Raw genomic sequence first — 13,007 nt, 5'->3', positions numbered from 1 at the left:
TGCTCATCTTACAGGGAAATAGCTATGTCACACTGCTTCATGTATATGATCCAGTACTTATAGTGCTTTCTCTCACGATTGTTTGTCCGCTTTCCTTTGCGATGTACAAGTAAATGTGTATTTCGCTATATATGCCCTGATCAGAAACTCTTTTCATGAAGAGGAAATTGACAGGGGAATAGGAGTGCTTGATGTATTATTTGCATGGCTCATAAGCATACTGAATGAACTGCTGTTGCATGGCCCTATCCTTACCAAAAGCGCTATACTCAGGATAGGGCCTTTTATATTATCCTGATGCGGAAGGGAGTGTAACGATAGAAAAGCCCGTTTGGGTAAGCATTTAGCTTTGTGTAGTGTATATCTATAAGTCACGATAGAGAAGGTTATGCATCAAGGAAGGGAGCAGGTCTATGTCATCTCTTATGCTTGTCTGTTCTGCGGGTGGCGCTGCAAACGGGCTGAGTATGCTCCGCTGCGCCTCCTGTGGAGAGTCTCTTGTTACAGATATGCCTGTGAAACCGCTTTACAAGCCAGAGCGATTGAAAAAGCTACAACGCAGAGTCATGCTGAAATATGCCGTGGTGGGGTGGCTGCGCTCTCTGTTCTGGGAGGAGCCGGTTATCTGATCGATGAACGAGGGCTGAAGTCATTTTCAACTCTCCATACTATCGCGAATCCCTGATATGTTACCTAAACGAAAAGAGCAGCCTCTTCCTGGTAGATAAGCTCTGTAGGCTGGATAGGTAGACGAAGCCGGCCCGCAATATGTGTAACATGGAAGTGATAAATGTCCTCTGGAAGAGGCTTGTGTCTGGACTCCACCGCAGATCAGAGCGCCTGCGAAGGTTCTCTGCTTTGGCTTCCTTGTCCGGACACACTGGGACAATTAACAAGTGCCCCGTTCTCATCCGGTAAAACCGGGTGATAAATGTCCTTCGTTTAACGAGTTGTTATCTGTTCAATGCGCGACCGGCTCTCGTTGCATAAGGTTATACCATTTGAGAAAGAACGTGTCAAGTATTCTGAAAAGATTGTCATGGTTTGAGAGAAAGTATCTGCTGTTCTCTCTTCAGCAGGCTTGAACAGTGATTATGGCAGCTCCATTCTCCTCGGGTTTGAAAGATGCATGATTTTCAATCTGCTTCTTACAAAATTATCTATATAAAGAGCAAGTGAAGAGAATGCCTTATTTTATAGTAAAAAAGTGTATAGGTGATCCCTCATTTTTTCTGATGCTATTTTCAAGTATAGTGCTTTTTTTATTGGGTTTATCTGCATTAAATGAGGAAAAACACTTTACAGATGGAGCAGTATACATGTTTGATAAATCTATGTCATGATGGGTCTCAGTGCGGTATCGATAGGCAATGAAAAAGCAATGCTGCTTCTGTGTTGGAAGGTGAGATGAGGCGAAACCTGCTGTGTGCGCCCGCCCCTTTGCGTAAGTCACAGGCGTGGGTGCAGAGCAGTGGAAGCGGTATCGGGTATGCTGCTGATATCTTTCCCTGCTTGATCGTTGTACCCTTGAGTGCAGAAACATTGCCATCCTCTGAAATGTCGCCGAGTAGCTCCTGAAACTCTTTCCACTTGCATCGTTCAAGTGAAGGTGCTATACTTCAAAAACAAGAACGTATATATACGTTCTATTTAGTAGACCGAAAATCGGAGAAAAGAAACCATGACACCTGAGACAAAAGATATGAAGAAGAAACGCCCCATTCCTGCCCCCAACAGCGACTTCTATCAGATCTATGACCTGTTGAGCGAGCCACAAAAAGAGGTTGTGAACCGCGTTCGCACGTTTATGGAAACGCAGGTTGCCCCGATCATCGAGAAATACTGGATGGAAGATGCATTTCCCTTTGAGCTGATTCCCGGTATTCGAGACCTGCATATCGCCGGTGCGTCTTTCCAGCAGAATGGAGAGATGGAAGCAAGTCCGCTGCTCGGTGGTTTCATCGCAATGGAGATGGCCCGGGTGGACTGTTCGATAAACACCTTCTTCGGCGTTCACAGCGGCCTGGCGATGGGCTCCATTCACCTCTGTGGTTCGGAGGAACAGAAACAACGCTGGCTTCCCGAGATGGCAGACTTCAAAAAGATTGGCTGTTTCGCTCTGACCGAGCCTCTTGTTGGTTCTGGCGCCGCTGGTGGCCTCCTGACGACCGCACAGCGGGATGGTGATACCTGGATTTTGAATGGCCAGAAAAAATGGATCGGGAACGCACCCTTCGCTGATCTGGCTATTGTCTGGGCGCGTGATGTCGAGGACAATCAGGTGAAAGGCTTTATTGTCGAGAAGGATACTCCGGGATATTCCGTTGAGAAGATTCAGAACAAGATGGCCCTGCGCGTTGTCCAGAACGGCCTGATTACGCTGGATAACTGCCGTGTGCCCGAAGCGAACCGCCTGCAAAATGCCAACACCTTTAAAGATACTGGCAAGATCCTGCGAAAGACCCGTGCCGGTGTGGCCTGGGGCGCTGTCGGTTGTATGCGTGGGGCATATGAGTATGCCCTGAAGTATGCCCAGGAGCGTGAGCAGTTTGGCCGGCCTATCGCGAAGTTCCAGCTTGTGCAGGATCTGCTGTTCCGCATGCTATCAAATATCACTGCATGTGAATGTCTCTGTGTCCGTCTGGCACAACTTGAGGAAGCCGGACAGTATAAAGACGAGAACTCCGCAATGGCAAAAGCATTCTGCACGATGAAGATGCGCGAGACCGTCGCGTATGCCCGAGAGATCTTTGGTGGAAACGGCATCCTGATGGACTATCATGTTGCGCGCTTCATGGCTGACGCAGAGGCTCTGTACTCCTATGAAGGCACGCGTGAGATGAATGCGCTGATTGTTGGCCGCGCCGCAAGCGGATATAGCGCTTTCGTCTAGTCTTCCTGACCTGTAGCGACGTTTTTGAACTATTCCTTCCATTCTCGCAGGAGCACAATTACTATGGCACATCTCTTCTCAGATCTAAAAGTGCTGGATATGGCAACCTTTATCGCTGGTCCGGGAGCGGCAACGATTCTCTCCGATTTTGGTGCAGATGTCATCAAGGTGGAGATCCCTGGCGCCGGGGACCCCTATCGCCATCTGTATCGCGTCTCCCCGAATCCCAGGTCCTCAAAGAACTATATGTGGCAACTGACAAACCGGAATAAGCGAAGCATCACCCTGAACCTGAAGAGCCCGCGTTCAAAAGAGATCATCAAGAAGCTGATTGCATGGGCTGATGTGATGATCGTGAACTATCCGCCCCGTGTGCGCGAAAAGCTAGGGATGACATATGATGTTGCCTCTGCTATCAACCCCCGTCTGATCTATGCAGATATTACCGGCTTCGGCAATAAAGGGCCAGACGCGGATAAGCCGGGCTTTGACCTCACAGCATATTGGGCCAGAAGTGGCCTGATGGATCGAACCAGAAATGACGACTGTCCGCCCGCGATTCCGCTGCCGGGTATGGGTGATCAGCCGACCGCGATGACGCTCTATGCCTCCATTGTGACTGGCCTTTATCGGCGCGAGAAGACCGGCGAGGGATGTCATGTCTCGACGGCGCTGCTTGCCGAGGGGACATGGGCCGCCGCAACCTGGATACAGGCGGCGCTCGACGGCGCTCAAATGCCACAGCATACTGACCGGAAGCACCCGGCGAACGCGTTGATGAATACCTATAAGACGGCTGATGGACGTTGGTTCCTGCTGATCGCGGAGGGGGAAAAGCGCTGGCCGGCGCTGATGAGCGCTCTGAATATGCCTGCATGGGCCACAGATGAGCGCTTCTGCGATAGTGCCCATCGCTCCGAGAACGCCAGTGCACTGACCGCGCTTCTGGAAGCGACCTTTGCTACTCAGCCGTTCGCGTACTGGGCCGAGGCTCTGGACAAGGCATGGATTCCATATAGCCTGATCCAGACGATTGATGAGAACGCGCATAGTCCGCAACTGGTGGAAAATGGCTTTGTGGTTCCCATTGCCGATGGTTCAGAGACACCCCGCTATACCGTTGATAGTCCCGTGTATATCGAACAGGAAACAAAGGTTGCGCCACGGCTCGCGCCAGAGCTGGGCCAGCATACCCGCGAAGTGCTGAAAGCCTGTGGCTATAGCGATGAAGAGATTGAAGCAATGAGCGAAGAAGGCGTCATTTAAGCGAAGGAGATGGTTGTTATGCGCAAAGAAGAGGTTGTGCGCCAGTTAACGACGCCACTGAACGCGCCTGCATATCCAAAGGGCCCGTATCATTTTCATCATCGGGAATTCTTTACGATCACCTACCGATCCGAGAAGGATGCACTGCAAAAGGTTGTCCCGGAGCCGCTGGAAATTGATGAGCCGCTGGTCCGCTTTGAGGTGATTCGCATGCCGGATACTACCGGGCTTGGCTCATATACTGAGGCCGGGCAGGTGATCCGGGTGCGCTGTGGGGAGGAAGAGGGCGAGTTTGTGCATTCGATGTATGTGAATAATCACCCTGCTATTGCCAGCGGGCGCGAGATCGGCGCCTTTCCGAAGAAGCTCGGCTCTCCCGAGCTCTATGTTGACTCAGATACGCTGGTGGGGACGCTTGACTATGGAACCTTGCGCGTCGCTACGGCAACGATGGGCTATAAACATCAGCCGCTTGATATTGAGCAGGCGAGGCAGGAGATCAGCATTCCAACCTTTATGCTAAAGGTTCTGCCCGGCTATGACGGCAAGCTGCGTATCTGTGAACTGGTGCGCACACAGATTACGGATCTCACCGTGCATGGTGCCTGGACAGGGCCGGCTCGTCTGCAACTGTTTGAGCATGCCCTTGCTCCTCTGGCAGATTTTCCGGTCCGCGAGATTGTTTCGGCAAGCCACATTCTGACTGATCTCACGCTGGCTCGACCGACCATTGTCTATGATTATCTGGCATAACAGGAGGAGTTATCCATGTCAAACGATGTTCTGGAACGGTACAAAAACGTTACGGTGGTTGGAGCCGGTGTCATCGGCATTTCCTGGATTGCCCTGTTTCTTGCGCATGGCTTGAAGGTCACAGTGAATGACCCGCGTCCTGACCTTGAGCAGGTGGTGCTTGCTGAAATCCAGCGCATCACACCGACGCTCAAAGAACTTGGCTACACAACCGAGAACCTGACACAACAGCTCCGTTTCGAGAAAGATCTTGCGCGTGCCGTTGAAGGGGCGGCACTTGTTCAGGAGAATGGCCCGGAGCGCCTGGAATTGAAGCAGTCGCTCTATGCCCAGATGGAGCAGGCTGTGAGCCCTGAGACCTTGCTGCTGTCTTCCAGTTCGGGTCTGCGTGCTACCGATATCGCTCAAAACATGCAGCATAAGGGACGGATGTTGATTGGCCATCCCTTTAACCCGCCCCATTTGATTCCGCTGGTTGAGGTGGTGCCGGGTGAACAGACTGACAGGCATGCGGTGGATGAAGCGGTTGCGTTCTATGCGGCGCTTGGCAAGAAGCCGCGTGTGCTGCGAAAAGAGATTCCCGGCTTCGTTGCCAATCGACTGCAAGCGGCGCTTTTTCGGGAGTGCGTCTATCTGGTGCGTGAAGGTGTGGTAACGCTCGATGAGCTGGACGATATCGTGACGAACTCGATTGGCCTGCGTTGGGCGACGGGGGGTCCATTCCTCTCGTTCCATCTGGGGGGAGGCCCTGGCGGGCTGCCTGCCTTTATCAAGCATCTTGGCCCCGGTCTCGAAAAGCGCTGGGAGTCGCAGAGCGAAGAGATGGTGCATCTGGACGATGAGTTTGTCAGACTGGTAACAGATCAGGTTGAGAACTCGTTTGGGGCAGTGCCCTATGAAGCGCTTGAGACTGAACGGGATCAGAAAGAAATCGCGATTGTGCGATCACTGGCTGCGCTTGCAGCATCAAAGGGGACCGGCGAAAAGAGCAACGAATAACGCGTCGTCCCGACTCCGCTGGGTAGCATAGAGATGCCAGCGTGACTTGTGAGCAGAAGAGTGATCTGTTACACTGAAAACGAGAACGAACATCTATGTTTTGAAGAAAGTTTGTGAATCGCTTATGGCTCCGAGAGTTCCCCGGCAGGCAAGAAGTCGGGCAAAATTTCATCAGATCCTTGAAGCTGCTCTGGAATTGTTTCGAGAACATGGCTATACAGAAACCACGGTAGACGCGATTGTCCAGCGCAGCGGGGTGAGCGTTGGCGTCTTCTACAGCTACTTTGCCTCAAAGCAACAGGTATTGCTTGCCCTGTTTGAGCAGGAACGAGACACGCAAGAGAACACGATCTTTTCGCTACCCAAAGAGAAATTGACCGTCGAGAAAACAGAGGCACTGATCTGGAAGACGCTTCATCAGAGAAGTGGCTTACAGCGGGTGCGTCAGGAACTCCGCCTCATCAATCCTGAGTTTGATCAAAATGAGCGTGAGCTTGTCCAGCGCCGCTATGAACGACTCAAGAGAGATCTTGAGGTATCACAGAAGGCTGGCCTTATTCGGCAGGATATTCGGTGCGAAACGTGTGCCTGGGTACTGATGTCGATTATTGCCCACCTGGTTGATGCTCTGGTCGAGCGCAGTGAGGAAGAATGTAAAGAAGATGTGCATGCCGCGTCTCTTTTGATCTGCCATATGTTGCATGAGGATGAGGATGTCCACTGAAAGAGAAAGAAGAGGGAGCGATGGAATACCAGTATAGCATCTATGAGAAAAAAGGGCATATAGCCTATGTGACCATCAATCGTCCCGAGGTGATGAATGCGCTGCATCCCGAGGCGAATGCAGAACTTGCCGCTGTATTTCAGGATTTTCAGCAGGATGAAAATGCCTGGGTCGCCATCATCACCGGAGCCGGGGAGAAAGCGTTTTGTGCCGGAAATGATCTCAAGGCAACCGCAGCCGCGACCTCCCGAGGTGAGCAGCCAGTTGGCAAAAACGCCCCATTTGGAGGCATCACCAGCGGGTTTACCTGCTATAAGCCGATTATCGCCGCGGTCAATGGGGTGGCGTTAGGAGGTGGTTTCGAGATCGCGTTGGCCTCAGATATTATTATCGCGGCGGAGCATGCCCGCTTCGCGTTGCCTGAGCCCCGGGTAGGCTTTATTGCCGGAGCCGGTGGGATGCATCGTCTGGCCGCACAGATCCCGCTGAAGCAGGCTATGAGCATGCTTTTGACTGGTAGACAGATTACTGCTCAGGAAGCCTATCGGTTTGGTCTGGTAAATGAGGTCGTGCCCGGCCCAGAGCTGATGGCAAAGGCCGAGCAGTGGGCGAATACCATTCTGGAATGCTCGCCGCTCAGTATCCAGCTCACGAAAGAAGGGGTGCTCTCTGGCCTCAACAAGCCGATTGAAGAGGCAATGCAGGATGATCGTGTCCTCCTGAAGCGCCTGTTTGCATCTCAGGATTTTGTGGAGGGACCCAAAGCATTTACCGAGAAGCGTAAGCCGCGCTGGACCGGCCACTAGATCGTGTACCATCTTTTTTCCACCGAATCCCGATCAGTTGAGCGGGGTGGAAATGACTCCATCCCGCTTTTTCTTTTTTTGGACAGGCGCTTTAGCGATAGACGGTATAGTGTCTCTTTATTTCCCCTTTCGGATGAAGTGGAACCTTCTCATAGTCGTTATAGCAGAGGTCATAACGTATGAGGGATTGGAGCCATAATACAGCTAGAAGTAGAAAGGAGGATTTCTATGTATCAGCGACCTGATTCCTATGGCCCTGAAGTTGCCTCTGCGTTTGAGGAAGCAAGCGTTGTGCAGGCGTACCGCTATCGTCCCTCGTATCCTGATGAGGTGTTTGACTGGCTGGATGGTTTGATTGTGGATCAGCCCCGTCATGTGCTGGATGTTGGCTGTGGAACCGGCTTTCTGGCGCGTTCACTGGTTGAGCGAGTGGACCGCCTTGACGCGCTCGATCGTTCAGAGGCGATGATTGAGGAAGGGCGCGGGCTCCCGGGTGGACAACATCCGCGTTTGCGCTGGCTTATCGGAGATGCTGAACATGCAGCGCTTCAGCCCCCCTATGCGCTGATTGTCGCGGGTGATTGTCTGCATTGGTTTGAGTGGTCTGTGGTGATGCCACGCTTTGCGTCGCTGCTGACTCCGCGCGGTTTCCTTGCCTCGCTGACGGTCGGTCATCTGCCGCCTCCCTGGCAGGATGAGTTGAGGCAGCTTATTTCCCGATTTTCAACGAATAAAAACTACAGAGAGATCAACATCTATGCTCTGTTAGAAGAATATGGCCTGTTTCAGCAGGCAGGCGTTTATAGGACGACTCCCATTCCCTGCATGCAATCGATTGAGGACTATATTGAGTCCTTTCATGGGCGTGCCTCGTTCTCGCGTGAAAGGATGACGCAGGAGGATGCAGCGGCTTTTGATGCGGAGTTATGCGCGCTGGTTGAGCCGTATAGCCGCGATGGGCAACTGCAATTTGCGGTTCAGGCTGAGATCGTCTGGGGCAAACCGCTCAAGGGGAGATGATCCTTTTCTGAAGAACAGGGAGATGCAGGGGATAGGTCGCCCCTGCACTCGATTACGGGACTTCCCTCCATGTTGTCAAGAGTCCTATTTGTCCTCTGGCGGAAAGGCAATGACGCGTTCTGGCTTGACGACGATAACCACGCGCTCCTCTGCTGGTCCTCTCTCTTCTGGTGTGCTTGCCCGTCCGAGATATTTTTGTGAGGCTGCATCGATAAACCGAAAGTCAGGATCATCATCCATACGGACGACTCTTCCTCTGATCTCCAGCGCACGGTACGGGTTGGCGGGATCGGTGAGTGCAATCGAGACGCGGGGATCACGCAGAAGATTGCGGTACTTCTGCCGTTTCTTCTGGAATGCGAAGAGAAGGTGCGTTCCATCCCACAGAAGCCAGACAGCGCTGACCTGAGGGTCGCCCTTTGGGCCCAGGGTTGCCATATAGGCCAGAGCGGGCGCTTGCAAGATGTCGAGATGAGATGCTGGAATGTGTGACATGCTGTTCGAGTATTCCTTTCGTTCTCTTTTGAGAGAGAGTATACACCCATTGCAGGATGAACACAAATCATATCTCACATAAGCTTATGCATGCTGCTCATAAATAATGTTAGAGAGCTCCTGCGTGACAGGAGCCCTCAAGTGGCTAGTGTGGCGTGATTGTGACATTGCCCACGCTGTTCTGTACTTCAATGTCGTAGCGATGCTCTGCTGTTTCGTAATCAGGGCTTTGCAAGCGGATATCATTTCCCAGGTCACTGAAGATCTGATCGTCAAAGATGAAATGAGACGCCCATCCTTTGAAGTGGACACGCACAGCGGCCCCTTTCGGGCGATGAATCTGCATTTCCGACGCGCCTCCACTGAGACGTACAGGCACAGTGCCAATGGGGAGAGGAAGTTCCAGGTTGATGCTATTCATGCCGCCCTTGATCTCCAGAGAGGCCAGCTTGAGCTTCATCAGATCAGCGACAATCTCCGATACACCTCCATTAAGCGTGATGCGCCACGGGATAATAGTATTGAGCGTGACATCTGCAACGCGCTTGTTCGTGGTAATGGACCACAGACGACGGGGATAGCGGATCGTGATTACTCCATCCTTTACTCTGACATCGGGTTGTGGGCCTTCAAAGCGTGCCTTGTAGAGCGTCTCTCTATCGTTGTCGGTGTGCAGGTAGAGTTGTGTGATGCCGGAGGGCATGGCAAGTTTAGCGCTCCTGACAGTGCCAAGTGGCGCTGAGTAGGTCCCCTCGTTGCTGGTTGGCATCTCGCGTAAATGAGCGATATGTTTCTGTGAGATCGTATTACTGCGCTTCAGGAAATCCAGCAGAAGCGTCAGTTGCTCATCTGTATAATGTGTTGCCAGCTCTCTCCATTCCTCGCCAAGTGCATTGAAGAGGTCGCTGATCGTTTTCATCTCCTCCTTATCTGGAATGAGACGAACGATAACCCGGCGCCCATCATTGGGGTCACGCTCTCGGCGTAGCAGCCCTGTTTCTTCCAGGCGGTTGAGCATTCCGGTAATGGCTCCGGTGGTGAGGCCTGTGTGCTCAGCGAGCCGCCCCGCGGTTGTCGGGCCAGCATGCTTGAGAATCGCGATCACTTCCAGGTCCGTAACGGTCATGCCGCTGCGGCTGGCGACTGCTCTATAGAAGGTTGTGCCGAGCTCGTAGCTGTGTTGTAGCTCCCGGACAAACTCCCTGTATATCTCCGGGTGTTCTCCTGGTTTCTTCTGCGAACCGCTTGACAATCTCCATTCCTCCAGGTCGACTTATCTCACTAAATAAGTTAAAGTTCATGAAAATGAAAGATATTGTGAAAGTGAAATAGTCTTTCATTTCTCTTATCAATTCAATGAAGCCATTATAGCATAATGTGCTCAAGGAAAACCCGTCCCCGGGTGAGCCGGTGTCCCAACAACTGTGCCATCTCTGAAGTGGAGACGCCTCTACTACACGCCCGTTATAGAGGAGGCCGGAAGCGTGAAGTGAATTGTAGTTCACCGGTTGAAAAATCCGATGGCAGAAGCCAGGGGAAGTGTTAAACATGAAGGCCAATGAAGCGAGCTTTGTCTGCGGGCTGTGGCTCACTGCTATCAACGCTCATGCCAGCGCCTTGCAGGCGTGTTACTAGCTCCTGTGAGCAGAAATGATGATGGATATCGAGTTCTTTGAGCGTATGGATCATGGGACTGTGTAAGAGCGCTTCTGCTCCCCGATCTCCGAGCGTGCCCAATGAGAGGTCAAGCCTGTGAAGCTGTGCTAGCAGGGGAGATTGTGCGAGCATACAGGCTACATCGTCGGCAAAGGAGCAGGCACGCAGGCCCAATGAGCGGAGATGGGGGAAGATCCGGGCGGAAAGTAGTGGCGCCAGATCGGCCAGCGTGGTTGTACATCCCCAATCTTTCAGGCCCGTCCAGAGTTCAAGATGTTCGAGAGCGGGCAGGTGAGCGTGCTGGACCTCGTGGATAATGCGGGCATCCAGACCGCTGCTTTCGATAATCAGCGTTCTCAGACGTTCATGGGAGAGTGAGCCTGCGCGTATACCATTGGTGCCGCTGATACACAGCATATCGAGGGCTGGATAGGCGGCAAGCAGCGAAGAAAGCGTGCCGGGCTCGATCCAGAACGGCTCTTCTTCTGCCTGCCTGATGTCTCCATCACCGAAGCGGAGCGTGGTGAGCCCGGGTAAATGCTGGCGTGCAGCGACAAGCGTCACAATTGCACGATAATAACAGGCTCCTTCATCGTCATGGCTGCCGTTTCCAACCACCAGCCCGCTGATGTCTGCAACTCCCGGTGTTTGCAGAAAGGCGGCGAATTTCTCGGCCCAACTGGAATAGGGATCGTTGCCAGTGTTGATACGAATGCAATAGAGGGTATTCCTGGTATCGGTGAGTGCGGTACCCGGTTCCCAGTATATGACGCGCTTACCACTGAATTCCTGACGACAGGCTCCTGTTCCCATCTCTCTATTCTCCCCTGTATGTGGTCTCACCGTAATTGTATACGGACTGTTCGGCATTGGTCGAGTTCTTTTTGCTGCGTGTATGATACGTCGGAACGGGAAGAAGCGCCAGGGCTTTTGTGAGGCTGAAAGTACGGCAGATCACTGTTAAAGCGGGTTTGTGAGATCAGCGATCAGTCCGAAATGGTCACTGGCCCAGATGTCTCCTTCTGGCTGATCGAAGATTCGTTGACAGTCTGTGATCTTAAGGGTTGGCCCTCCATGCTCACCGCAGCGCACAAAGATATAGTCAAGCCGTCGAAAAGGCCCAGTCCCAGTTTGCTTGAGCCATGAGCGGGTTATCAGGCGTAAACGTATGGCCCTCCTCATGTAGATGAATACTGTTACAGGCATCGCGATAGCAGATGCTCATAGTGTTCAATGCGTGATAGCCGCACCAGAAGCGGATGCTGGTAGCAGCGGGGTCAGCGTCCAGATCACCGGCAAGTACGACATGCATGGATTGTCGCTGCACGCGTTCCTCAATAACACGAGCGACGACCATGGCTTGTAGCTCGCGTTCATGCTCGAATTGAAGTTGCCAGCTCGGGAAGTGATTGACGAACAGGAGCGGTCCAATCGGTTCGGGGGCCATGATCTCAGCAATGAGCGCTCCACAGGGAAAGTCACCTGTACGAGGCGTGACATGCAGATCCAGCTCTTGTATGTTGCGAAGCGGCCAGCGGCTTGCAATTGAGATTCCCATGCCCTGCATATTGCGGTTTTGTTGATGCACAATCTGCCATTCCGGTCCGAGGAGATCAGCGGCCTGATCGTACTCGGCAGTCTTGATAACTTCCTGTAGTGCGAGCAGATCGGGCCGTAAGATGTGGAATCCCTTGCGATGCACCGAACGACGATCCATCCATGCGCCGTCGCGCCCCCAGAGGTTCAGTGTCAGGATGCGGAGCGTGCCGGCATATCCCTGCTGACTCATAGTCTTCTTCCTCTTTTTGATAGGGTACAAGCTGAATGAGAAGCATGCCAAGCTCAACGGGAGTACACGTGAAAGGACTTCTATGGGGTGCTTGCACGCTCGCGAGGGTAAGCTCCTCTCGTGCGAGAGGAGCCTGTTTTCTGTCCCTACGACAGACGATCGGGGTGGAGTAGTGGATAGAAATTCACGGTCCATCCAACTCCGAAAACGTGCGGCATGAGAACACGAGAGGTCTCTTTGTTCCAGAGCTTTTCGCGTAGCCGTTCAGACGTTGGCCAACGGAAATCGTACGGGATAGGCCCAAGCGAGCCGTGCCAGGTCCGCTGTTCTGCTGGCCGTCGCATTTGATCGAAGATCGCCGCTCCGACGGCAGCGGTTCCAAGCCCGGCCAGAAGCAGGGTGCTTATCTGTTTGCGTGTCATAGGGGTTCCTCCCTTCGTTTTGGTCTTCATTTTTTTTACGCACAGATGTAAATGAAGTTTTATCGATATAGGACATGAAGGGAGTCATGATCTCAGGGAGGTGGCTCCCTCTGATGAGAAGGGAGAAGCTCAGTCGGCGGGCCTGTAAAGGGGGCAGAGAAGCGATACCGTGGCTTGCTCTCGC

At 52.7% G+C, this 13,007-nt stretch carries 13 protein-coding genes; 8 read left to right on the top strand and 5 right to left on the bottom strand.

The features are described 5' to 3' along the window. Positions 1-413 precede the first annotated feature (413 nt). The 8 genes from KTH_RS00970 (at position 414) to KTH_RS00935 (ending at position 8,461) form a co-directional block, all read left to right on the top strand. Positions 414-629, top strand: a complete 216-nt coding sequence (locus KTH_RS00970) for a hypothetical protein (RefSeq protein WP_497615932.1) — start codon at positions 414-416, stop codon at positions 627-629. A gap of 1,073 nt (positions 630-1,702) precedes the next feature. Then, positions 1,703-2,893 carry an acyl-CoA dehydrogenase family protein gene (locus tag KTH_RS00965; RefSeq protein WP_497615930.1) on the top strand — a complete coding sequence of 397 codons (1,191 nt, stop codon included), beginning with the start codon at positions 1,703-1,705 and terminating at the stop codon, positions 2,891-2,893. Between the two features lie 63 nt (positions 2,894-2,956). Continuing rightward, entirely contained in the window at positions 2,957-4,159 is a 1,203-nt protein-coding gene (locus KTH_RS00960; RefSeq protein WP_497615927.1) for a CaiB/BaiF CoA transferase family protein, read from the top strand. Between the two features lie 18 nt (positions 4,160-4,177). Further along, entirely contained in the window at positions 4,178-4,912 is a 735-nt protein-coding gene (locus KTH_RS00955; RefSeq protein WP_497615925.1) for an acetoacetate decarboxylase, read from the top strand. Positions 4,913-4,927: 15 nt separating this feature from the next. After that, complete coding sequence (locus KTH_RS00950) at positions 4,928-5,911, top strand: 3-hydroxyacyl-CoA dehydrogenase NAD-binding domain-containing protein (protein ID WP_497615923.1); 984 nt, start codon at positions 4,928-4,930, stop codon at positions 5,909-5,911. A gap of 124 nt (positions 5,912-6,035) precedes the next feature. Beyond that, on the top strand, positions 6,036-6,635 hold the full coding sequence (locus KTH_RS00945) for a TetR/AcrR family transcriptional regulator (protein ID WP_111319767.1): 600 nt from the start codon (positions 6,036-6,038) through the stop codon (positions 6,633-6,635). A gap of 20 nt (positions 6,636-6,655) precedes the next feature. Then, positions 6,656-7,441 (top strand): enoyl-CoA hydratase-related protein, encoded by a 786-nt coding sequence (locus KTH_RS00940; protein ID WP_111319765.1) that lies wholly within the window; start codon positions 6,656-6,658, stop codon positions 7,439-7,441. A 228-nt stretch (positions 7,442-7,669) separates the two neighbouring features. Further along, positions 7,670-8,461: a class I SAM-dependent methyltransferase gene (locus tag KTH_RS00935; protein ID WP_497615920.1), complete on the top strand. Its 792-nt coding sequence runs from the start codon at positions 7,670-7,672 to the stop codon at positions 8,459-8,461. An 84-nt stretch (positions 8,462-8,545) separates the two neighbouring features. Here KTH_RS00935 and KTH_RS00930 read toward each other — a convergent pair whose 3' ends face one another. From KTH_RS00930 to KTH_RS00910, 5 genes are all read right to left on the bottom strand, one after another. After that, positions 8,546-8,956: a PPOX class F420-dependent oxidoreductase gene (locus KTH_RS00930; protein ID WP_497615918.1), complete on the bottom strand. Its 411-nt coding sequence runs from the start codon at positions 8,954-8,956 to the stop codon at positions 8,546-8,548. A 145-nt stretch (positions 8,957-9,101) separates the two neighbouring features. Continuing rightward, entirely contained in the window at positions 9,102-10,208 is a 1,107-nt protein-coding gene (locus tag KTH_RS00925) for a MarR family winged helix-turn-helix transcriptional regulator (RefSeq protein ID WP_497615917.1), read from the bottom strand. 290 nt (positions 10,209-10,498) lie between these two features. Beyond that, complete coding sequence (locus KTH_RS00920; protein ID WP_497615915.1) at positions 10,499-11,425, bottom strand: STM4015 family protein; 927 nt, start codon at positions 11,423-11,425, stop codon at positions 10,499-10,501. Positions 11,426-11,714: 289 nt separating this feature from the next. Next, positions 11,715-12,401 carry an endonuclease/exonuclease/phosphatase family protein gene (locus tag KTH_RS00915; RefSeq protein ID WP_497615913.1) on the bottom strand — a complete coding sequence of 229 codons (687 nt, stop codon included), beginning with the start codon at positions 12,399-12,401 and terminating at the stop codon, positions 11,715-11,717. A 146-nt stretch (positions 12,402-12,547) separates the two neighbouring features. Further along, positions 12,548-12,823 carry a DUF5808 domain-containing protein gene (locus KTH_RS00910; protein ID WP_497615912.1) on the bottom strand — a complete coding sequence of 92 codons (276 nt, stop codon included), beginning with the start codon at positions 12,821-12,823 and terminating at the stop codon, positions 12,548-12,550. Positions 12,824-13,007 lie beyond the last annotated feature (184 nt).

The organism is Thermosporothrix sp. COM3, assembly GCF_059696735.1.
Note: the sequence above shows the minus strand (reverse complement) of the source record. Positions and strands in the feature narration are given on the sequence as shown.